General features: G+C 67.4%; 23 protein-coding genes and 4 pseudogenes. 16 read left to right on the forward strand and 11 right to left on the reverse strand.

What is annotated here, in order from left to right; all coding sequences use genetic code 11:
• Positions 1-91: 91 nt before the first annotated feature.
• Genes ABZX61_RS64540 through ABZX61_RS64550 form a run of 3 tightly spaced genes read right to left on the reverse strand, consistent with a single transcriptional unit; the run spans position 92 to position 1,288 of the window.
• A complete protein-coding gene (locus ABZX61_RS64540) occupies positions 92-334 on the reverse strand; it encodes a hypothetical protein (protein ID WP_355212863.1) in 243 nt (80 codons plus the stop codon).
• Positions 304-864 (reverse strand): maleylpyruvate isomerase N-terminal domain-containing protein, encoded by a 561-nt coding sequence (locus tag ABZX61_RS64545; RefSeq protein WP_355212865.1) that lies wholly within the window; start codon positions 862-864, stop codon positions 304-306. The genes ABZX61_RS64540 and ABZX61_RS64545 overlap by 31 nt, the downstream gene beginning before the upstream one ends.
• A 4-nt stretch (positions 865-868) precedes the next feature.
• On the reverse strand, positions 869-1,288 hold the full coding sequence (locus ABZX61_RS64550; protein WP_355212867.1) for a putative quinol monooxygenase: 420 nt from the start codon (positions 1,286-1,288) through the stop codon (positions 869-871).
• A gap of 60 nt (positions 1,289-1,348) precedes the next feature.
• On the opposite strand from ABZX61_RS64550, the gene ABZX61_RS64555 reads away from it, so the two are divergent.
• Positions 1,349-1,714, forward strand: a complete 366-nt coding sequence (locus tag ABZX61_RS64555) for an ArsR family transcriptional regulator (protein ID WP_355212869.1) — start codon at positions 1,349-1,351, stop codon at positions 1,712-1,714.
• A gap of 402 nt (positions 1,715-2,116) precedes the next feature.
• On the opposite strand, the gene ABZX61_RS64560 is transcribed toward ABZX61_RS64555, so the two are convergent.
• Both ABZX61_RS64560 and ABZX61_RS64565 read right to left on the reverse strand, forming a co-directional pair.
• On the reverse strand, positions 2,117-2,578 hold the full coding sequence (locus ABZX61_RS64560) for a hypothetical protein (RefSeq protein ID WP_355212871.1): 462 nt from the start codon (positions 2,576-2,578) through the stop codon (positions 2,117-2,119).
• Positions 2,579-3,266: 688 nt separating this feature from the next.
• Positions 3,267-3,839 (reverse strand): TetR/AcrR family transcriptional regulator, encoded by a 573-nt coding sequence (locus ABZX61_RS64565; protein WP_355212873.1) that lies wholly within the window; start codon positions 3,837-3,839, stop codon positions 3,267-3,269.
• Between the two features lie 88 nt (positions 3,840-3,927).
• On the opposite strand from ABZX61_RS64565, the gene ABZX61_RS64570 reads away from it, so the two are divergent.
• Entirely contained in the window at positions 3,928-4,632 is a 705-nt protein-coding gene (locus ABZX61_RS64570) for a hypothetical protein (RefSeq protein WP_355212875.1), read from the forward strand.
• A 115-nt stretch (positions 4,633-4,747) separates the two neighbouring features.
• Here the strand turns inward: ABZX61_RS64570 and ABZX61_RS64575 are convergent, their stop codons facing one another.
• Positions 4,748-5,098, reverse strand: coding sequence for a Tn3 family transposase (locus tag ABZX61_RS64575; RefSeq protein ID WP_355212919.1), 351 nt, complete (start codon positions 5,096-5,098; stop codon positions 4,748-4,750).
• Positions 5,099-5,148: 50 nt separating this feature from the next.
• On the opposite strand from ABZX61_RS64575, the gene ABZX61_RS64580 reads away from it, so the two are divergent.
• From ABZX61_RS64580 to ABZX61_RS64595, 4 genes and pseudogenes are all read left to right on the forward strand, one after another.
• On the forward strand, positions 5,149-5,376 hold the full coding sequence (locus ABZX61_RS64580) for a hypothetical protein (RefSeq protein ID WP_355212877.1): 228 nt from the start codon (positions 5,149-5,151) through the stop codon (positions 5,374-5,376).
• Between the two features lie 483 nt (positions 5,377-5,859).
• Positions 5,860-7,170, forward strand: coding sequence for a hypothetical protein (locus ABZX61_RS64585; protein WP_355212879.1), 1,311 nt, complete (start codon positions 5,860-5,862; stop codon positions 7,168-7,170).
• Positions 7,171-7,465: 295 nt separating this feature from the next.
• Positions 7,466-7,605: pseudogene (locus ABZX61_RS64590) on the forward strand (IS982 family transposase); the annotation flags it as partial.
• 310 nt (positions 7,606-7,915) lie between these two features.
• Complete coding sequence (locus ABZX61_RS64595) at positions 7,916-8,299, forward strand: tyrosine-type recombinase/integrase (protein ID WP_355212881.1); 384 nt, start codon at positions 7,916-7,918, stop codon at positions 8,297-8,299.
• On the opposite strand, the pseudogene ABZX61_RS64600 reads toward ABZX61_RS64595, so the two are convergent.
• Positions 8,292-8,984: pseudogene (locus ABZX61_RS64600) on the reverse strand (recombinase family protein). The gene ABZX61_RS64595 and the pseudogene ABZX61_RS64600 sit on opposite strands and share 8 nt — an antisense overlap.
• 271 nt (positions 8,985-9,255) lie before the next feature.
• On the reverse strand, positions 9,256-9,609 hold the full coding sequence (locus ABZX61_RS64605) for an STAS domain-containing protein (protein WP_355212883.1): 354 nt from the start codon (positions 9,607-9,609) through the stop codon (positions 9,256-9,258).
• 211 nt (positions 9,610-9,820) lie between these two features.
• On the opposite strand from ABZX61_RS64605, the gene ABZX61_RS64610 reads away from it, so the two are divergent.
• Genes ABZX61_RS64610 through ABZX61_RS64620 form a run of 3 tightly spaced genes read left to right on the forward strand, consistent with a single transcriptional unit; the run spans position 9,821 to position 12,134 of the window.
• Positions 9,821-10,048, forward strand: a complete 228-nt coding sequence (locus ABZX61_RS64610; protein WP_355212885.1) for a hypothetical protein — start codon at positions 9,821-9,823, stop codon at positions 10,046-10,048.
• A 2-nt stretch (positions 10,049-10,050) separates the two neighbouring features.
• A complete protein-coding gene (locus tag ABZX61_RS64615) occupies positions 10,051-10,398 on the forward strand; it encodes a metalloregulator ArsR/SmtB family transcription factor (protein ID WP_355212921.1) in 348 nt (115 codons plus the stop codon).
• A 2-nt stretch (positions 10,399-10,400) separates the two neighbouring features.
• A complete protein-coding gene (locus tag ABZX61_RS64620; protein ID WP_355212923.1) occupies positions 10,401-12,134 on the forward strand; it encodes a SulP family inorganic anion transporter in 1,734 nt (577 codons plus the stop codon).
• Here ABZX61_RS64620 and ABZX61_RS64625 read toward each other — a convergent pair.
• A pseudogene (locus ABZX61_RS64625) lies at positions 12,131-12,849 on the reverse strand (DUF4158 domain-containing protein). The gene ABZX61_RS64620 and the pseudogene ABZX61_RS64625 sit on opposite strands and share 4 nt — an antisense overlap.
• 752 nt (positions 12,850-13,601) lie before the next feature.
• Between ABZX61_RS64625 and ABZX61_RS64630 the strand changes: the two are divergent.
• The 5 genes and pseudogenes from ABZX61_RS64630 (at position 13,602) to ABZX61_RS64650 (ending at position 16,396) form a co-directional block, all read left to right on the forward strand.
• The gene (locus tag ABZX61_RS64630) at positions 13,602-14,165 is read left to right on the forward strand and encodes a reverse transcriptase/maturase family protein (RefSeq protein WP_355212887.1); all 564 of its coding nucleotides are present in this window, start codon (positions 13,602-13,604) and stop codon (positions 14,163-14,165) included.
• A gap of 364 nt (positions 14,166-14,529) precedes the next feature.
• Positions 14,530-14,682: pseudogene (locus ABZX61_RS64635) on the forward strand (group II intron reverse transcriptase/maturase); the annotation flags it as partial.
• A gap of 167 nt (positions 14,683-14,849) precedes the next feature.
• On the forward strand, positions 14,850-14,999 hold the full coding sequence (locus ABZX61_RS64640) for a hypothetical protein (protein WP_355212925.1): 150 nt from the start codon (positions 14,850-14,852) through the stop codon (positions 14,997-14,999).
• 116 nt (positions 15,000-15,115) lie between these two features.
• The gene (locus tag ABZX61_RS64645) at positions 15,116-15,526 is read left to right on the forward strand and encodes a hypothetical protein (RefSeq protein ID WP_355212927.1); all 411 of its coding nucleotides are present in this window, start codon (positions 15,116-15,118) and stop codon (positions 15,524-15,526) included.
• Between the two features lie 399 nt (positions 15,527-15,925).
• Positions 15,926-16,396: a YdcF family protein gene (locus tag ABZX61_RS64650; RefSeq protein WP_355212889.1), complete on the forward strand. Its 471-nt coding sequence runs from the start codon at positions 15,926-15,928 to the stop codon at positions 16,394-16,396.
• 398 nt (positions 16,397-16,794) lie between these two features.
• Here ABZX61_RS64650 and ABZX61_RS64655 read toward each other — a convergent pair whose 3' ends face one another.
• Together ABZX61_RS64655 and ABZX61_RS64660 are read right to left on the reverse strand one after the other, a co-directional pair.
• Positions 16,795-17,127 carry a gamma-glutamylcyclotransferase family protein gene (locus tag ABZX61_RS64655; RefSeq protein ID WP_355212891.1) on the reverse strand — a complete coding sequence of 111 codons (333 nt, stop codon included), beginning with the start codon at positions 17,125-17,127 and terminating at the stop codon, positions 16,795-16,797.
• A 490-nt stretch (positions 17,128-17,617) separates the two neighbouring features.
• Complete coding sequence (locus ABZX61_RS64660; RefSeq protein ID WP_355212893.1) at positions 17,618-18,385, reverse strand: HAD family hydrolase; 768 nt, start codon at positions 18,383-18,385, stop codon at positions 17,618-17,620.
• 163 nt (positions 18,386-18,548) lie between these two features.
• On the opposite strand from ABZX61_RS64660, the gene ABZX61_RS64665 reads away from it, so the two are divergent.
• Together ABZX61_RS64665 and ABZX61_RS64670 are read left to right on the forward strand one after the other, a co-directional pair.
• Entirely contained in the window at positions 18,549-18,671 is a 123-nt protein-coding gene (locus ABZX61_RS64665; RefSeq protein WP_355212895.1) for a hypothetical protein, read from the forward strand.
• A 75-nt stretch (positions 18,672-18,746) separates the two neighbouring features.
• Positions 18,747-19,502, forward strand: coding sequence for a hypothetical protein (locus ABZX61_RS64670; protein ID WP_355212897.1), 756 nt, complete (start codon positions 18,747-18,749; stop codon positions 19,500-19,502).
• The last annotated feature ends 82 nt before the right edge of the window (positions 19,503-19,584 follow it).

The following is a 19,584-nucleotide window of genomic DNA, read 5'->3' on the forward strand; positions in this document are numbered from 1 at the left end:
CGCACACATGCACAACCTCGCCCTCACGGCATGAGCACGATTGCCCGAAAATCGTCCTGACCTGCCTGCACATAGATTTCTGCAACACCCTTTAGGGGTGGCGTGGGCGGCCCCAGCCGGGGGTGGGTGGTTGCGGCCAGGGCGGCGGGACCGGCAGGTTCTCGCCGGGGCCGGGCGTGCGGCTGGCGAGCCAGCCGAGCAGTGTGTGCCCGGGGGCGGAGATTTCGGGCCTGCCGGGGGTGAGCTCCCACTGGTGACCCAGATCGACGGCCTCGGCCGAACCGATGGGGAAACGCCGCGCCGTCAGCGTGCGAACGTGTCGTCGAGCGCCCACCTGACGTAGGAGGCCGGCCAGTCGGCCGTGCGGTAGCCGCAGCACAGGTCGACATGGTGGGTCTCGAGTTCGCGCAGGCACCGCCTCAGGGTGAACCATGCCGGGTGCCGCCAGCCCGCCAGCGCCATGACCAGCCGGTTCCAGGCGTCGGAGGGCGTCGAGCCGGCCTCCTCGACGAAGCGCGCCAGGCGGTGGCGCACGCCGGCGGCGAGTTCGGCCCCGCTCTCGGCCCCGCTCTCGGCCCCGCTCTCGGCCCCGCTCTCGGCCCTGGTCTCGGCCCTGGTCTCGGCGGTGTCGGGCGGTGGAGCCGTGTCCGGTCTGCTGCCCGGGTCGGGGTGTCCGCAGGCCGAGCGCAGCAGCCAGGTGCAGGCGTCGGCACTGCGGGCGAGGTACACGAGCACCTGACCGCGGGTCCATGCGGGGAGCGCCGACGGAGCGCGTACCTGGTCGTCGTTCGACGCCGCCGCGGCTCCGACGAGCCGCGCGCCGGACCGGTCGACCTCCTCGATCAGCGGTGAGAACGTGCTCAACGGATCACCCAGGGAAGGGATGACGAAGGCCGCGGTCGGATTGACCATCTCGACCTCCGGCAGCCGCCCGCGGAAGATCCGGTCGCAGGGGCTCGGCCGGGGCGTCCGCGCTGAGAGGCGTCAGCCAGTGGATCTCCAGGTCCTCGCGCAGGTACTCCATGCGAGTCTGCTGGAACTCGACGAGGCCGGGCTGGGCGAGGTGGTCGCGCAGGTCGTCCCTGGAGCGCCACAGCTCGTAGAAGACCAGCGTGGTGGGGTCGGACGCGTCGCGGTGGACCTGGTACTGCCAGGCGCCCGGCTCGGCGCGGGTCGGCTCGACGAACGACAGCAGCAGCCGTTCCAGGTCCTCGGCGCGCTCGGGACGCGGGCGGGCGAACCCGTAGATCCCGATGGGGCCGCTTCCTTCAGGTATGACGATGTTCATACCTGTGGAGGCTAGCCGTGCGCCGAGGTACGATGCAAGCCATACCTAGAAGGGGAGGGCATGGAGATCGGCAAGGTGTTCGCCGCGCTAGCCGACGACTCCCGGCGGCGGATGGTGGCCGAGCTCGCGGCCGACCCGGAGGACCGGGAGCGCGCCTGCGGGTCGTTCGACCTGCCGGTGACGAAGGCCACCCGTACCCATCATTTCCGGGTCCTGCGGGAAGCGGGCCTGGTCACGCAACGCGATCACGGCAACGGGAGCGCGCTGCGGCTGTGCAGGACGGACCTCGAGCGGCACTTCCCTGGCCTGCTGCAGATCCTCGTCGCCGAGCTGGGCACGACCCGCGCGGCAGCCCTACGCGACCAGAACGGCACCGACAAGGGACGGCGGCGCGAACCCCGAACCGGTGAAGGGCCGCCCGGCTAACGTTGATCAGCATGACCCACACCGAGTCAGAATCTCTGAAGTCTCATCAACATCCGAAATTCCCGGAGCCCCAAGCAGAAGGTGCATGTCCAGGGCCTAGTCAGGCCACAGAGACCTCAAGGAACCCAAGACTTATCTCTTAGTACGCACGGAGCTGGATCGACGTCAAGCACGACTGGGGCCTGTCCATGCAGGCCAGCGAAAAGGAGGCCCTCATGGAGATGCTCGCCACCTGCTAAACGCCGTCACCGCAATGGCGCATTCGAGGGGTCGTCGCAACACGTTGATCCATTACTGGCGACTGCCGGCATAGCGAGCCGACTGGGTTGCCGTATTCCCTGAGTTGCGGGGAATACGGCAACCCTTCATCTGGACGCGACGCTGACAATGGAAGGGTGGGTTTCAGTCGTAGAAGAACAGCTCAAGATCTTCGATGGACCCCGGCCCGGTCAAGAAGCCTTCGGCCTTGGCAACATCATCTTCTGGTGGTAGCCCGCCCCCTTGGAACTCCTTCATCCACATCTCGCCCTGCTCGCCGACCGCATAGATACCGGACAGCAGCTCGGCCATGCCCGCAGGGTGCGTCGGACTGTGCCCGACGACAGGTTGAAGTTCCCATCCACCTGCCCGGGCGGCCAACCGGAGGACGCCAGCCCAATTGGCGATCCGCCCGATACGCGCATGCCACGAGTCCTCGGTGAATGGGGCCATCCGTCCACCATGCAGTGTGTTGGTGGCGGCCTTGATGTCCTCCATCACCTGCCGTTCCACGGCACTACGAACCCAGCGCCCCTCCTGCGATTCCTCAATGGCGGCGGACCACCACCGCCATGCGCCGTCGAGTCGGTCCGCGAAGCTATCCATGCCGACAAGTTTCCATGACGCGACGCCGTCGGCCTTTGGAGAGGCCGATCAACTGTTCACAGAGATACCCTCTAGGTCAGGCGCAGGTCGCCAGGAGCTCCGCGAGGCGTTCCGCCGGGGGTGAAGGTCTCCCCTCCGCACGAATCACGGCGCCTCACGGTGCACGTCGATCACTGGACAGGCCCTGCCGTCAGGCGCGCGAGCGGCGCCGGTTCTCCGATGCCGACAGCAGACCGAGTACGGCCTTGCCGTAGCATCCGCCGAACATCCAACGGATATGACTGACCTGCACGTATAGCAGTCCGATGAACGCTGTCAGTTTTCGAAGTCGCGTGCACGGATGTGCGGAGTGGTCTGCACGCCCGTAGTAGGCGTACGAGTGCGGCTTAGCGGTGGGTGATCCACCAAAACAGCAGGCCAACGAGACCGGTGCCGGTGGCGTGATCAGTACCGCGCACGAGGGCAAGAGCGATGGTGCGGCGGTGGCAGCGGATGCCGACGGAGCGGCGCGGCGGCGAGGACGTGATCCTGCTGGGCGCCGATGCGGGGGTTATCTGGTCAGAACCACGCTCTTGCGCCCAGCCGATGGCTCTGCCTTGGCGGATCGCCGACCTTGAGCCTGTCTCTCGTAGTGCGCTCCATGCCTTCGAGTACGCATTGCCGCGGACCCATCTTCTTAACAGATGCGTCAGGTGGTCAGGCCGGCGCTGATCAGCCAGATGTGTTCGCAGGTCGACGATACCTTCTGCAACTCCTCGCGGGAGTCCTGCGAGGCGTGGTAGAAGGTCCTCTCGATCATCCAGCACAGGGTGCGGGCCATCGCCGGCGCTTGTTCTGGCTCGGTGCCGATCGGAACGCCAGCTCGTTCCAGGACGGCGGTGATGGCCGCGATGAACAAGTCGGCCGTATGGCTCCACAGCTCGCCGATCTCCGGCACGGTCAACGACAGGTCGATCGCCGTGCGCATGACCAGGCCGTGCTCGTTCCACAGCTCGACCGTGCGCTGCATGGCCGCAGCGATGGCCTGACGCGGATCGTCGGTCTCCGCGGTGGCCCGCGAGCGCTCCCACAGGTGCTCAACGGTCCGGGCCACGAGTGCCGTGACTACTTCTTGCTTGGAGCCGAAGTAGAAGTACAGGGCGCCGCGGGTGATGCCTGCGCCCTGGGCGATGTCGCCGACGGTCATGGCGTCGTAGCGCTTTTGCGCCAGCAGAGCTTCGACGATCTTCGCCGACGACGTCGCCTCCGGTGGCGGCAACATCGTCTGGTGGGCGTCCTACAAGGAGGCGGGCAGCCCGCGGGTCGCCCGGATCTGGACGGTGCCGGCCACCGGCGGCCAGCCTCGGCCGGTGACCGACGTCCCCCTCGGAAACGTCATGAAGCAGGAGCGCATCAACGGGCTTGCGGTGACGGGCTCGGACGTGGTCTTCGCCTACGAGAAGGGCGGGGTTTATCGGGTGCCGCTGAGCGGGGGCACGCCGCAGCCGGTGAAGGGCGCCGAGCGGCACCACATCCTGCAATGGCCGTGGGTGGGCATCCACCGCGGAAAATCGATCTTCCGCGAGCTGCTCAACGTCGAGACCGGTGAGCGACGCGACGCCGTGGTCAAGGCCGACGAGGAGGTCAGGTGCGGCGTCGACCGGTGCGCGGGCGTGGCCGTGCGATACAGGATCGTCAAGGTCGAACGCCCCCGCGACCGCAACGGCAAGGAGATCAAGTGCGGCACTCGCCGGTGCCCGGACACGGTGCAGTCCCAGACCATCCTGCGTAGGTTCGTCCGCGACCGCGACGGCTCCCACGAGCGCGAACTGCCACGCACCTTCCAGCAGGGCGACGACGCCGGCCTGGAGCGCTTCTTCAAGGTCACGTTGACGGGACCGGGAAACCAGGACGTCCTGACGCTGTACGACGCCGAAACCGGCAGGTCCGCCGATCTCGGCATCCGGCCGGATGCGACGGGAGGCATGGCGATCCCCGACGGCGGCCTCGACCGGCTGATGACCTACCCGATCAAGAACGAGATGTACGTCCTGGACCTGGCCGCGATCAAGTAGGGCGGCACTGAGCCGCGGCCGTGTCCGTCATAGGACCGGCCGCGCCTGCGGATGCCAAGGCTGGTCAGCCGGACGGGGCGCCAGCCATGTTCGTCTCGTTCCCCAGGCAGCGGGCTCACGGGTTGAGTAGGAAAGACAGGCCCGCGTCGTGGACCCTGGTCGGGCGTAGGGGCCGCCACCCCTCGATGAGCTTGGCGAGCTCGGCTTCGATGTCGACGGTGATGAACCCGAAGAAGTTGATGTTCTCGCGGTGACCGGGGGCGATGAACGACAGCAGCTCGTCGCCGACGTCGCGGCCTTGGCCGCGGAGCTCGCCGATCGCCTTGCCGTAGTACTCGGTGGTCCAGGTGATCACGGCATTGGTGAGGAGGGTGAGGCACCAGGCCTGCTCGGTCTGGTCTTGGACGTGAGGCCGGACGATGGTGCCCTGCTGGGCGTAGTGCAGGTCGCGGCGTAGGGCGTGCAGGCTGCGGTGGCGGGCTCAAAGCCAGCGGCACGAACACCTGCCCCGCCTACTTGAGCCGCTTGATAGAAGCGAAGCTGACCGTCCAGCAAGGCGACGCCGAAGGGACGGCCGTGCTTGACGTCGAATGTGATGGCACCGAGCACACCTGGGCGGTGTCCTTCCACACCACCGTCCTGGGCCCCAAGTGGTACGCCGGGAAGCCGGCCACGTTTAGCATCGAAGCCCTTGGTGGTGAGGTCATGACCAAGCGCGGCGACGTCGCCCTGGCTTGGAGGTAGGACGCGAGGCCGTTCTGACCTAGTGAGCCGGTTTTGAGATTCGGTCGCAGTAGCGGCAGATGCGGTCGAGGATCTGGTCGGCGGTCTTGGTCCACCTGAACGGTTTGGCGTCCTCGTTCCAGACCTTGATCCACTCCTCCAACGCGGCCTTGAGAGCGAAGCACGATGTTGAGCACGGCCAAGGACAGTGAACCGGGGTCCCGGGCCGGCCAGGTGCTGCCGGTCATCCAGTACAGGTGCACGACGGCGTCCGCCGCCAGCACCGTGACCACCGCGCTCCCGGCACGCACTCGCGTCTGAGGTCTCACAGGTACCGCCTCCTGATGGTGTGAGGTCACTTCATGACGGAAGAGGGCTGGAAGCGGGCGCACGTTCCCAGTGACGTCGGTCACCGCTCGTCGCCTCTCCTGTGATAGGGAGCACAGGGAACGTCGGGCCGGTCCGCGTGCTCTTCCGAGTCGAGACATCCGCAAGGAGGAAGCAATGAGAATTCCGTGGACCGGCCCGCTCAAGCACATGACCTGTGCGATCACGGCTGCCCTGGCCCTCGCCACAGCGTCCGGCACGGCCGGGGCCGCCACAGGGGAGGTTCGGGAGGCCTACGTGTCGATGCCCGGGGCCGACGCACCGGGCCCGGCCGCCGATGACCGTGTCCATGTACTGAAAGTCGGGTCCGCCGACGCCCGGCAGGTCGTGGTGCTGGTGCCGGGCCAGTTCGGCGCCGCGGGCGGCTTCGCGCCGCTCGCCAGGGAACTGGCCGCCCGGCTGCCCGACACCCAGGTCTGGGCCGTCGATCGCCGGGAGCAGAACCTGGCCGACCTGCGTGGGTTCCGCCGCTCACCGGACCGGGCCGCCGACTACTACCTCGGTGAGCACTACCGGTCGCAGGCGCCACAGACCGTGCCGTACGTCGGGCAGTGGGGGCTCGGCGTCGAGCTCGCCGACCTGCGTCGGGTGGTGATGGCGGCAGCCGACGGCGGACGCCGCCGGGTGATCCTGGGCGGTCACTCATGGGGCGCGACCACCGCGCTCGCCTACGCCGGCTGGGACTTCGACGGTCACCCCGGATACCGCGACCTGTCAGGTCTGGTGCTGATCGACGGCGGCGTGCACGACGCCTTCGCCGGGGAGGGCTACGCCTACCGGCTCACCACCGACCAGGCGGACGCCCGGCTCGCCAAGATCGCGGGTGGGGAGGTCTTCGACGAGTCCCTCACCGTGGGCCGGACCGAGACGTTTGCAATCTTGCAGCAGCTGGCGGGCAAGTACGCGGCGGCCCGCCCGGACGAGCCCTCGGCCTTGGCCGGCCACCTGCCTGCCGGGCTGCGTCCACCGGCCCAGGTGAGCAACGAAGGGCTGCTCAAGTGGCTGTTCGTCACGCATCCGCTGGTGCCGGACATCAGCGTGAACCCGGCGTACACCTCGACCGCCGCCCTTGCGCGCGCGTTGGCCGGCCCTGTGCCCTCAGTGTTCGAGTGGTACTGGCCGAACCGGCTCAGCCTCGACCTCGAGGCCGCCGACCCGTTCGACGACACCCAGGTCGCTCGTAGGCTGGGCCTGCGGCTGTCGCACACCCACGAGATCGACGTGCCGCTGTATTCGTTCCAGAGCGGTCTGACGCACGGCACCGCCAACGCGGCCGCCACCTGGGTGGTGGCGCAGTCGCGGATCACCGACGCGACGTATGCCGAGGACAACGCCATGACCCATGTGGATCCGCTGCTGGCGGCCCCGGCGAAGAACACCTTCCTGAACACGCTGACGCCGTTCCTCGCCCGACTTGCCGGACAGTAGTCTGCGAGATCGACAACGTGTGCTACGTGGGGACGTGCCGTATTTGAGAGTGTCCCGACCGACGGTGTCTGGGTGATCGCTTTGTCTGATCTCCTTGCTCGTGCGGCCCGTGGGCGTATGCCCGCGCCGGGGGCGGCGGTTCCAGCACGACGACGCACGCGGACGGTGGACCCGCGCCAAGGTGCTCATGGGGTACGTGCTCGACACCGACGAGCCGCCCACACCCGCCGTGGCGCGCGTCCGCTGCCTGGTCCACATTCACGCCGCCGCCCGGAGCGCGCCGTGCACGACCTCGCCGAGCAGCTCGGCTCGCGAGATCGCCCGGCGCTCTGACCTGGCCGGGTGGGCGCAGTACGGCTACTGTGCCTCCCACTCTCGCTACTTCTGGGGCTGGGGCTGCACCTGCTGTGCACGCTGGGAGGATTGCCGGTCCTGCCGTTTCTGAGAAACGGCGGCGGCTTGTTCGAGGGTGCGGAGCGGGTAGGTGACCGGATCGCGGTACTGCCGGTGCTCCATCACCTGCTCTGGCGCCGACCCGCGCCTATCTTTCGTGTGGAGTCGTCGCTCGGCCGGTTCCGGCCGCCGTTCACCAGCTGTTCCCGGGCCTTCGCCGGACCTGGCGGCGGCCCCGGCGGACACGGCCGCCGGGGCGCAGGCTCACATCCGGAGCCGCGCGGCGGCTGCCGCGGCGCCGCCAGCAGGTCGCGCACGATGACGACGAGCCCAGTACGTGATCCTGGCCGGGATGTTCGACCGGCTGAATCCGATCGAAAAGCGGCCGGACCCGGCGCTGGCGCGCGTCTCGGAGCGGCATCGGCCGTTCATGGGGCGGGCCAGTCGGCAACGTCCGGTCCGCCGGGCGGTGAAAGTCAAGACGGTGCAGCGGGTGCCGCGGCCGCTGAGCGAGGCCCAGGTCAAGGCGCTGCTGGAGCAGCTGCGCGGCAAGCGGGACCGGGCGATCGTGCTGCTGATGCGGCAGGGCGGACTACGGCCGGGTGAGGTGCTGGGCCTGCACCTGGGGGACATCGCCTACGGCCGCCGGCGCGTGGTCGTCCGCCACCACCACAGTCCGGAGTCATCGCGCGAGGTGGAACGGGGTGCGATCTTGCCGAAATGCACAGTCATTTAGCGCGGAGAATGATCTTGAGCGAAGTGTGACGCTCGGCTTCGGCGTGTGATCGCTCTACCCGGAGGTTTCTGGCCCGTGGATGATGCGGTGGATGGTAGAGCGTCCGAACGCTGTACTCGGTGGCCAGGTCGGCCAGGGACACCTCGCCCTCGGCGTAACGGCGGCGGATGGACCGCCGGGCGGGCTCGGGCAGTTTGGGTTGCTTGCCCTTGAGCTTGCCGTTCTTCTTGGCCAGCGCCATGTCCTCGCGGGTACACATGTGCCCGAGGTTGGCCCCGAACTCGGTGACCATGGCGAGGGTCTGCAGGAACAGCCGCCCGAACGGGTCGTTCCAGTCGTAGACGGACGCGCCCAGGCCGAACAGGACGCCGCGCCCTGACAGGCCGGTGAGGATCTCGTTGGCCTCGGCCGTGTTGCGAGCGAACCGGCCGAACTTGGTCACCGTGAAGACGTTGCCGTCTCACACAGCAGCGAGGGCCTGGTCGAGACCGGCGCGATTGCGGCAAGTGGTGCCGGAGAAGCCGCGGTCGATGTAGATCCGGTCTTCGGGTACGCCGAGCGTCAGCAGTTGCTCGGTCTGGATGATCACATCTTGCTCGTCGGTCGAGCAGCGGGCGTAGCCGACGCGGGTTCCGTTCACGCGCTCAAGTGTTCCGGATAGGGGGCCTTCACCGGAACATTGCACGGAACACCTATACGGAACACCTCGACCTGGGGTTCTGTCTCGGCCGGTGGGTGTTCCGATTGAGGATCCCCAAACGGAACACCCACACCGTGATCATCCCAGCGCCAGCAGCTCGCGGCATGTCTGCATGTCGCTGAAAGATCCTTCTACAGCAGGTCTTTCACCGACATGCGACGCCTGTCCAGGCGTAGAAGCGCATCGGCACGTCAGAGGTGGGCGCCTGAGGAAGAAAGAATCGCTGGTGATCAGGCCCCGTCCTGGCGCGGGCGGGCTACTGGATGGAGCGCGCGGCGCTGATGGCTTGGCTGAGGGTGGGGTGTTGTTCCAGGTAGCCCAGCAGGCCCGCTCGGTTGAGGATGCGCCGCAGTGGGTCGGTGGGGCCGGCCAGGATGATGCGTCCGTGCCCGGAATGGCGTTGCCTGCGCATGAGGTGGGCCAGGACATGGGCGGCGGCCTGGCCTGGCCGGCTGACGTGGCTGACGTCGAGCACCAGGACTGGGAGGCCGCGGGGGCTGTCGGCCATCTGGTTGATGCGCGTGACCAGCTGGTCGGTGTCGGGCCAGGTGATGTGGCCACCGATCGTCATCACCGTGTAGGTGGGGTGGGCGTCGATGGTCATCTGCATCAGGTGGCTCCGATGGCTGGTGTGATGGTCCGCGCCACGCGCTGCGGGCGGCTGCCTGGAAGGGCCCTGACGTGGATGGTTCATGCCGGCGCCCGGGTGCGGTGCCGCGCTGCACGCCCCACATTCCTACGGTATCGTAATTGCGAAGAATCGTAATTGCTCAATTGCATGTCCGGCCTGGGTGTCGGCGTCGACGGAAGTAGGGGATGACGTGAGCACGGCATTTGCCGCGGCCGTCCGAGAGCGGGCGCAGGTGGCCTGGCAGGCTCTGCGGGTCGCCCGCCAGGACGGGGACACCCATGCGGTCTTGGTGGCCGAGGCCGAATGGGAGGACGTGCGGCGGCTCGCCGATGCGCACGCGGTGAGCATCGAGGCAGCCATCGAGGCGGCGACGGCCGAGGCTCGCGGCGCGGGCCCGGCGGGGGAGGACATGGCGTGATGATGTCGGTGCCGCTGTACGAGGCCAAGGCCGAGCTGTTCCGCCTGCTGGGCCATCCGGTGCGGATCCGGGTGCTGGAACTGCTGCAGGACGGGCCGATGCCGGTGCGGGACCTGCTGGCCGCGATGGAAGTGGAGGCGACCGGGTTGTCGCAGCACCTGGCGGTGCTGCGCCGCTCGGGCATGGTGACCGCGCAGCGCGAGGGCGCCACCGTGGTGTACGCGCTGGCTGGTGGCCAGGTGGCCGGGCTGCTGCGGGCCGCGCGCGAGTTGCTGACCGAGAAGCTGGCGGGACAAAGCGAGCTGCTCAGCGAGCTGCTACAGGATGGGGCCGGGAGCCGCACCGCGTGAGCATGTTCGTCTCAGTAAGCCGGGCCCGCCTGCGCGCGCTGCTACCCGGCCGCGCGGAGCTGGCAGAGATGAGCCGCCGTCCGCGACGGGACCTGCTGGCCGGACTGACAGTCGCGATCGTGGCGCTGCCGCTGGCGCTCGGCTTCGGCATCTCCTCCGGGCTGGGCGCAGCCGCGGGGCTGGCCACCGCCGTCGTCGCCGGTGCGATCGCGGCGCTGTTCGGCGGATCCGCCCTGCAGGTGTCCGGGCCGACCGGGGCGATGACCGTAGTCTTGGTACCGATCATGGCTGAGCACGGCGCCTCCGGTGTGCTGGCCGTCGGTGTGCTGGCCGGGCTGCTCCTGCTGGCGCTGGCCTTGGCTCGGGCGGGCCGCTACATGGCGCTGGTCCCGGCCCCGGTGGTGGAGGGATTCACCCTCGGCATCGCCTGCGTGATCGGCCTGCAGCAGGTCCCGGCCGCGCTCGGCGTCGCGATCCCGCAGGGCGAGAAGGTCACCGAGGTGGCCTGGAAGGCCGTGCTCGACTTCACCGCCCACCCGAACGGGTGGGCGCCGGCGATCGCCGCTGGGGTGGCCGCGCTGATGCTGGCCGGGGCGCGCTGGCGGCCCACCGTGCCGTTCTCCCTGATCGCGGTGGCCGCCGCCACCATCGCGGCCGGGCTGACCGGCCTGGACGTGGCGCGTATCGGCCAGTTGCCGGCCGGGCTGCCCGCCCCCTCGCTGGCCTTCCTCGATGTGGCGACGCTGGGCACGCTGATCGCCCCTGCCGTGGCGGTGGCCGCGCTGGCCGCCCTGGAGTCGCTGCTGTCAGCCGCGGTCGCCGACGGCATGAGCGTCAACCACCAGCACGACCCGGACCGCGAGCTGTTCGGCCAGGGTCTGGCCAACCTGGCCGCGCCGCTGTTCGGCGGCGTCCCGGCGACCGGCGCGATCGCCCGCACCGCGGTCAACGTGCGCTCCGGCGCGCAGTCACGGCTGGCCGCGCTGGCCCATGCCGCCATCCTGGCCGTGATCGTGTTCACCGCCGCCGACCTGGTCGCCAAGATCCCGCTGGCCGCGCTGGCCGGGGTGCTGCTGGCCACCGCGATCCGCATGGTCCAGGTCGGCTCGGTACGGGCGATGCTGCGCTCCACCCGCGGCGACGCCGTGGTACTTGTCCTGACCGCGATCGCCACCCTGGCCCTCGACCTGGTCCAGGCCGTCATCCTCGGCCTGCTCGTAGCCGGGGCGCTGGCGTTGCGGGCGATCGCCCGCCAGGTACGCCTCGAGGCCATGCCCCTGCGGCCGGATCTGCCAGGCGACCACACCGAGGAAGAACACGCTCTGCTCGCCGAGCACATCGTCGCCTATCGACTGGACGGGCCGCTGTTCTTCGCCGCCGCCCACCGCTTCCTGCTCCAACTGTCCAAAGTCGCCGACGTTTCGGTGGTCATCTTGCGTATGTCCCGCGTCACCACCATCGACGCAAGCGGCGCCCTGGTGCTGGCCGACGCGATCGAACGGTTGCAGCGGCGCGGCATCACCGTCTACGTCTCCGGCATCCGCGACGGCCACCATCAGCCCCTGCACGCTCTGGGCGCCATCGCCCGCCTGGACGCTGCCGGTCATGTCTTCGCCACCACCCCGCAGGCCATCGCCGCTGCCCGCGACCACCTCCACCACACCGGCATCCTGACCATCGGCGGCACTACACCCACGCCCGCCGCAGACGACCTGCAGCCCGCCCGCGAGCCCTAACGCAGCCCACCCCAGACCGAAGGCAATGCCTGGTGGTCTCGGCCAGCCCGCCGCGCCAGCAGCGGCGCCTTGCTGCCCGCCCCGTATTTCGCGAGCGTCTTCATCCGCCGCAACGTCACATCAGCGCGCTCCACCTGACGCGCCACCGTCGCGTACAAACGCTCGTCGGACTGCTCACGGACGCTGGCCACCAGACGCTCCAGCATCGTCACCCCGGGCAGCAGCACCCGATGCCTGCGCAGCCACGCCACCGACTGATCGAACAGCGCTGTCGGCCCCTCTGCATGCGTCCACGCCCGGCCGTGCAGGAACGTCCGGAACCGCCTCGCCAGCACCCGCCCCTCCCACGACTCATGATCATCAAAGTCGTGGTAACCGTAGGCGTCCCGGATCATCCACGCGTGCTCATACGCCGTCTTCAGCCGCTCCCCATACCTCTTCACCTGCGACGGATCGCCGATCCCAGCTGCTCGGCCAGATAGTCCACCACCGGCCACGGCACCGCCAGCGGATCCTCCAGGAACAGCCCCTTGTAACGGACCGTCCCGATCTGGACGGCCACGCCCAGGCGATGCGAGTCCTGGCGTGACTTGGCGATCACATCCCGATCGAACGCGTCCAGGAAGAAGAACTTCTCCAAATCCGACAGCGACGGCAGCTCCTCGAACGCCGTGTACGTCCTGACCTGGTCATCAGACAAAAACCCCACAGGCATGGGTGACAACGGCAGAGATGTCACTGATCACCGTCAAAGCGACGATCATGCCAGATGCCCGAATCTCGGAGCCCGGGCGATCACACACCGAAACCGAACGTCACATTCCGCTCAAGATCATTCTCAGCGCCAACCATTGTTCCTGGGTTCCTCAACCCCGAAGATGGAAGTTCACATCCGCCGAAAAGACTCCTGAAACCGGCGCCGGCCCTGCCTGACGGTGATGGAACAGACGCAGGCAACCTCCGGGGCGCTGGAGCGATGTCCAGTGAGGGCATTGAAGGAGACGAACGGGACGCCTACCTCACGCTGTCACGTACGACCGTGACGAACGTGGGATCGCCTATCGGGCGCGAGCCCCACGGCGACTGAGGCCTCGTAGTAGTCGCCGGAGTCACGACCGGCCAAGGAGGGCGGGAAAGCCGTCCACACGGGCGAAGGAGGCCAGGCGATCGGGACACCACAAAATCGGGAGGTATGCGCAATGCAGAGTGCCGAAACGGTGCTGGGTGTCCTGCGTGAGCGCGGCAGGCGCGGCCTGCCGTGCAGTGAGTTGTATCTGCTGGCCTATGGCCGCATCTACGCCAACAAGGGTGCGATGACGCCAGGGGCCACGCAGGAGACCGTGGACGGCATGTCGGTCCGGAAGATCGAACGGATCATTACCGCGATGCGCCACGAGCGCTACCGGTTCGGCCCGGGTCCGTCGGACGCACATCCCGAAGAAGAACGGCAAGACGCGCCCGCTGGGCATGCCCACCTGGTCGGACAAGCTCGTTGGCGAAGTTGTACGCCTGTTATCGGAGGCCTACTACGAGCCGACGTTCTCCGACCATTCCCACGGGTTCCGGCCCGGACGAGGCTGCCACACCGCATTGCGGGAGGTGGCCAACACCTGGACCGGGACGACCTGGTTCATCGAGGGAGACATCTCCGACTGCTTTGGGAGCCTGGACCACGAGGTCATGCTCTCGATCCTCGCGGAGAAGATTCGCGACAACCGATTCCTGCGGCTGCTGCGCCACATGCTGACAGCCGGATATTTGGAGGACTGGAGGTGGAATGCGACGCTCAGCGGGGTCCCGCAGGGCGGCATCGCGTCCCCCATCTTGTCGAACATCTATCTGCACAAGCTCGACGTCTTCGTCGAGAAGACTCTGATTCCCGAGTTCACTCGGGGGCGGCTGCGGGCTCGCAACCCGCAAATACCGGGCGGTGGAAGCGGCGATCGTCAGAGCCCGCCGCGCTGGAGACCGCGCCGAGGTGCGGAAACTCTACCGGCGGCTGCAGAGCCTGCCCAGTCAGGATCCTCGTGATCTCGGCTATCGAAGGCTGCGCTACTGCCGATACGCCGACGACACCTTGCTCGGGTTCGCCGGACCCAAAGCCGAGGCCGAACAGATCAAGAGCCGCCTGGCGGCGTTCCTGCGTGATGATCTCAAGTTGGAGCTATCAGCGGATAAGACTCTGATCACCCATGCCCGCACTCAGCGGGCCAGCTTCCTCGGTTATGAGATCACCGTTGCGAGCAGCGCGACCAGGACGCGAAGGCCGTCTGCGAGTGACCGGCGTAATCGCCGTTCACTTAACGGGGCGGTCGTCCAGCGCGTTCCCGCTTCGGTGGTCAAGGCCAAGTCCGCCCCGTACTTGTCAGGCGGCAAACCTGCGTGCCGGAACCCGATGATCAACGAGAGCGACTACAACATCGTCGCCCGATTCGGGGCCGAGTACCGGGGCGTCGTCCAGTTCTACCTGCTCGCCAGTGACATCTTCCGACTGCACCGGCTGCGCTGGGTCGTGGAAACCTCCATGCTTCACACCCTGGCCCGCAAGCACCGCTCAACGGTGACGAAGATGGCGGCCCGCTTCAAGGCCAAGATCTCCACACCGCACGGGCTGCGCACGCGGTTCGAGGCCAAGGTCGACCGCGAGGGCAGGAAACCGCTGGTCGCCTGGTTCGGCGGCATCCCGCTCAAACGGATGGCATTCAGATTCATCACATCCGCCGACTCGCCGATCTCGGCAAGTCCGGTGACCCGCGGCCCGCATGGGTGGAAGCCATGGCCAAGATCCGCCGCAAAGCTCTCGTGGTCTGCGGCGATTGCCATGACCTCATCCATGGGCACCCTGCAACACCGCTCACGCAGTAGATCGCTGGAGAGCCGGGTACTCGGAAACGGGTCCGCCCGGTTCGGAGGGAGGCCGAACGGAAAAGGACCAGCCCACAACGCTGGCACCTCGCCGTTCGGCCGACCCTACGCAGACGATGAAGAACTGGCTGCGCGCCCAGCCCCACCAGCCGGCCACTCTGGCCGACTTGCAGGCGCTTGTCGACCGCTTCTGCGACGCCTACAACAACAACCACCACCGCCCGCACCGGTCCCTGCCGCACCGCGCCACCCCGGCAGCGGTCTACGCCGCGACGCCCAAGGCCCTGCCCGACAGCAGCCGCGACGCCGACACCCACGCCCGCGTACGCCACGACCGCATCGACCCCTCCGGCGTCGTCACCCTGCGCGTGAACGGCCGATTGCACCACCTCGGCATCGGCCGAACCCACGCCCGAACCCACGTCATCCTGCTCGTCGACGACTTGCACGTCCGCATCGTCAACGCCATCACCGGGGAACTCCTGCGCGAACTGATCCTCGATCCCAGAGGGTTTCCGATGTCCTGAGACATCACAGAGTAGGGCGGGTGGGACTTGAACCCACGACCCACGGATTATGAGAATCCTCGGTTGATGTCGCTCAGTGTCACGAAGTGCTGTTCTGTATTGTCGTGGCTGGGATTATCCCCGTCGTCGTGTCGGTCTGTGCCGACGCGTGCCGTGCTGTATCGCGTACACGCGAGCAACCACCGAGCAACCATGCGGTCTTGACCATCGGCGCTATATGTCATTTGTCCCCATTTCGGCGCGGCTGTTTGGGGCCAGGCTTGCGTGGTGAACTCGAACTTTACGGCGGATCGAACGTGTGCGAGCAACCACCGAGCAGCCATCGCCTGGTCATTTGCGTCCACAGGCAGGATGGTTCGCAGCGGATCTCGGATGCGATGCGTGGTCTGCCTGACGTGCATGGACGTGATTTTCGGCAGGCGCACTGACGGCCAGCCGACCGCACTTTTCCTGTTCGGCACCAATCAGGCATCACCGACCGAGATCGCGGCCGACCGCTACCATGCGGGACTCGCTCCGCTGATCATCGTTACTGGCGGGGTGAATCGCCACAACGGGATCCTCCAACGCCTGCTTGTCGAGCGTGGAGTACCAGAGCACGTGATTCGTTGCGAGGATCAGTCGGCCAACACCTGGCAGAACGTCGAATTCGCGCTGCCGTTTCTCCAGGAAGCGCTACAGTCAGGGCTGACGGTCGCGGCGGTCTCGAAGTGGTACCACCGCCGCACCATTCACATGCTCAAGACCCTTCTCCCGGACATCGGGGCCTTTCACACCATCGGATGGGAACCTGTCTACGCTGGCAAGTCCGTGACTCGTGCGGACTGGCCATCAATCCCTGATGGCAGGCGGCGAGTGATCCGCGAGTGAGAAGAGGTTTCCCGCCGGGTTGCGGACGGCAGCCTCGCCAGCCTGCAACGAATAGGAGAAGCTTGGCGCTGAACACGCCGAGACTGGGCGATGGCTAATTCGCGAGGGGCCTTGGCGACGGACGATACCGGGCAGCGGCGCAGCACCCGGGCCAGGAGTAGGGCGAAGTCGCCGCTGGTGAGGTCGGGCCGTACGGTGCCCTCGACCTGGGAGGCTCCACATCCGTTCCAGGACCTGCATCAGCGAACGGTGCAGCCGGACGTTCTCCGGGTCGGTACGCAGGGCGTCCCATGCCGCGGCGCCGTACAGCGGTCTCGCGATGCGTCAGGGTCGAGGCGGATCAGCTTCGGGACCACATCACCTGGTCGCCCGCGCGACCAGGTGGTTGATCCCCGGGCTCAGCTGAGCGCGTATACCCAGGCAGTGCGCCCAGACCGCAGCGGTACCTCGACGCGGCGGTATGCAGCCACCTCATAGTTATCGGCCTGGGCCAACTGGTCATCGGTGAGTGTGAAGACGGTGCCCATCACCTCTGCCTCACGGCTGTTGTCGGTAATCAGAGCAGGGTGGATCGCTGATCCGCTGACCTCGATCACGTGAGGGTCCTCAATGATGACCTCGCCGAGACGGTGTCCGACGACGGCGTCGGCCTCGCCTGCAATTTCGGCTCCGAAAACCGTTCGCTGAACCTCGGGCTGCTGGAGTGTTCCGTACGAGAAGAGCAGGTGCATGATCCAAGTCAATCAGTTGCATGTCCGCGACTAACGAGCGGCTCCGGGTGCGGGCGGCCATCATCTGGATCAGTCACTCGCGATCGGCGCCACCGCCTCTGCGGTTGGCGCAGCACCCGGTTCAGCCTCGGGCGTCCCGGATTTCTAGTCAGGCAGCCGGTGCGGGTCGCGGCCTTCTCGCCGGGAGATCTCTTCGGGGTCGCAGAGGCTGCCGTCTGGCCAGGCCGGCATCTTCAAGATCCATCTGTGGCCGGTACTACCCGTATCCAGTACTGGACCCGGAAGTGCTGCTCCTGACCGGCAAGTCTTCCCTAACGCGGATCTTCGCGCGGATGCTCCCATAGGTTTTCGCCGGTTTCCATGGCGGCCCTTGCTCATCAGCCGCCGATGTCATAACGGCTGGGCAGCGGGGTGGGACGGGCGCCCTGCCGCTTCGGCTGTGCGCCGTACGCGCCCGTCTTCTTGGATTCGCAGCTGACCGGAGACCTACTCAGGCCGCGGGCGTCGCTGCGGCCAGCCTGGAGATCTCGGCGGCGACGGCGTCCGGGTCGGGCGCGACGGTGACACGGGCGATGCCGTCCAGGCTCGGGTGGGCACCGACACGGACCCCGTGCCGCGCGTTGCGCAGCAGGTCGATGTCGTTGATGTCGTTGCCGAAGGCGTTGTACTCGTCGATGCCCAGCGAGGTCAGGGCCTCCCACTTGTTCGTGGTGCCCTGGGCGAAGTCGATGATCGCCTCATCGAGGTGATGGTTGACGGCCATCCCTAGCACGCGGCCGGCCTCGGCGAGGGCTGCCATGTCGGTCGCGTTGACCACGAGGAACTTCACGACGGAGGGAAGGTCGGCGAGGTCGACCCGACGGGCGAGGCGGCTTTGGTCGACGCGGCTGAGAATCGGGTGGTCGGCCGGCCCGGTGTAGGCGTAGTCCCAGGGGCCGTCGGCGAGGTAGCCCGCCTGGTATCGCTCGGCCTCGACCAGCAGCTTGTCGAGTTCGCCGGCACTGAACGCGGCGCGCGCCCGGACCTGGCCGCCGATGGAGACGAGGCTGCCGTTCCCGCCGATCAGCGTGGCGGCGGGGAATGCTCCGTTGAGGACGGGCAGGAGGTCGCGGACCGGCCTGGCGGACGCGAAGACCAGCTGGTGACCGGCGTGTTCACAGGCCTCGATGGCGGCGAGGATCCGGCTGTCGATCGACCGTCCGTCGAAGCAGAGCGTGCCGTCGATGTCGAAGACCGTGGTGCGGGCGCTGGAAATCACGGTGAGATGGTAGCGAGCCGACGCCGTACACGACCTACGGCCCGCCGAGTGCGTGGCTCTGCGGGTGCCGAAAATTCACCCGTGCAGATCGTAGGCTCGATGGGCGATCATGCACTTCAAATCGGAGGTGTGGGGCTGTACCGAAACGGCATGATGATCTCTCGTGCTGCTGCGCCTGGCCTACCTCGCCGTCACGAGCACCTTCTCGTTCATGCGCCTGCTACCGATGACCGATCGCGATAAAGAGATCGAGATCCTGGCCCTCCGGCATCAGCTGATGGTCTAACAGCGGCAGGTGGTCAAGCCCATGTTCACTCCGGCGGACCGATTCCTGCTCTCAGGACTGCTCCACCATCTACCCATGGACAAGCTGCGGCGGTTGGTGCTGCTGGTCCGCCCGGACACTCTCATGCGCTGGCATCGCGACCTACTCAGGCGCCGTCACGCGGCGGCCAGCGCACCCCGGCGGCCAGGACGCCCGCGCACCGTCCGATCCATTCGCACCCTGGTGCTGCGCCTTGCACGGGAAAACTCCTCCTGGGGCTACCGGCGTATCCACGGCGAACCGGCCGCACTCGGTATCAAGATCGCCGCCTCCACCGTGTGGGAGATCTTGGAAGAGCACGGCATCGCTCCGTCCCCGCAACGCTCCCACACCGGTTGGGCCGACTTCCTACGAGACCAAGCCGGCGCACTCCTGGCATGTGACTTCTTCGAGGTCCGCACCCTGACCGGGGCGCGGCTCTACGTCTTGGCCGTCATCGAGCACGCCACCCGCCGCATCCACATCCTCGGCGCCACCGCCCACCCCACCGGCCAATGGGTCACCCAACTCGGCCGCAACCTCCTCATGGACCTACACGAGGCGGGCACCACCGTTATGTTCCTCATCCGCGACCGAGACGCCAAATTCACCGCGGCCTTCGACGCCGTACTGACCGACGCCGCAGTACAGGTCGTCACCACAGGCATCCGCATTCCGCGCATGAACTCCATCATGGAGCGCTGGATCCAGACCTGCCAGCCGAGCACCATCCCGACCGAGACTACCCGCATCGATATCCGCCGACACGATCGACTTGGCGGCGTCCTCAGGGAGTACGCGCATGCGGCTTGACCTGGACGGATGAATAATCGGCACCCGCAAGGCTTGCAGGTCAGGCCGTTGGATGTAATTTTCGGCACGCACACTGCCCAAG

Source organism: Nonomuraea sp. NPDC003709 (assembly GCF_040610775.1).
Classification (GTDB): domain Bacteria; phylum Actinomycetota; class Actinomycetes; order Streptosporangiales; family Streptosporangiaceae; genus Nonomuraea; species Nonomuraea angiospora_A.

What these genes read in the sequence shown, in the direction of transcription:
- ABZX61_RS64550 (WP_355212867.1), bottom strand. Translation starts at nt 1,288, where the DNA reads ATGAACATCGTCATACCTGAAGGAAGCGGCCCCATCGGGATCTACGGG.
- ABZX61_RS64555 (WP_355212869.1), top strand. Translation starts at nt 1,349, where the DNA reads ATGGAGATCGGCAAGGTGTTCGCCGCGCTAGCCGACGACTCCCGGCGG.
- ABZX61_RS64560 (WP_355212871.1), bottom strand. Translation starts at nt 2,578, where the DNA reads ATGGATAGCTTCGCGGACCGACTCGACGGCGCATGGCGGTGGTGGTCC.
- ABZX61_RS64565 (WP_355212873.1), bottom strand. Translation starts at nt 3,839, where the DNA reads ATGTTGCCGCCACCGGAGGCGACGTCGTCGGCGAAGATCGTCGAAGCT.
- ABZX61_RS64585 (WP_355212879.1), top strand. Translation starts at nt 5,860, where the DNA reads ATGAGAATTCCGTGGACCGGCCCGCTCAAGCACATGACCTGTGCGATC.
- ABZX61_RS64595 (WP_355212881.1), top strand. Translation starts at nt 7,916, where the DNA reads ATGTTCGACCGGCTGAATCCGATCGAAAAGCGGCCGGACCCGGCGCTG.
- ABZX61_RS64605 (WP_355212883.1), bottom strand. Translation starts at nt 9,609, where the DNA reads ATGCAGATGACCATCGACGCCCACCCCACCTACACGGTGATGACGATC.
- ABZX61_RS64615 (WP_355212921.1), top strand. Translation starts at nt 10,051, where the DNA reads ATGTCGGTGCCGCTGTACGAGGCCAAGGCCGAGCTGTTCCGCCTGCTG.
- ABZX61_RS64620 (WP_355212923.1), top strand. Translation starts at nt 10,401, where the DNA reads ATGTTCGTCTCAGTAAGCCGGGCCCGCCTGCGCGCGCTGCTACCCGGC.
- ABZX61_RS64630 (WP_355212887.1), top strand. Translation starts at nt 13,602, where the DNA reads ATGCCCACCTGGTCGGACAAGCTCGTTGGCGAAGTTGTACGCCTGTTA.
- ABZX61_RS64645 (WP_355212927.1), top strand. Translation starts at nt 15,116, where the DNA reads ATGAAGAACTGGCTGCGCGCCCAGCCCCACCAGCCGGCCACTCTGGCC.
- ABZX61_RS64650 (WP_355212889.1), top strand. Translation starts at nt 15,926, where the DNA reads ATGGACGTGATTTTCGGCAGGCGCACTGACGGCCAGCCGACCGCACTT.
- ABZX61_RS64655 (WP_355212891.1), bottom strand. Translation starts at nt 17,127, where the DNA reads ATGCACCTGCTCTTCTCGTACGGAACACTCCAGCAGCCCGAGGTTCAG.
- ABZX61_RS64670 (WP_355212897.1), top strand. Translation starts at nt 18,747, where the DNA reads ATGGACAAGCTGCGGCGGTTGGTGCTGCTGGTCCGCCCGGACACTCTC.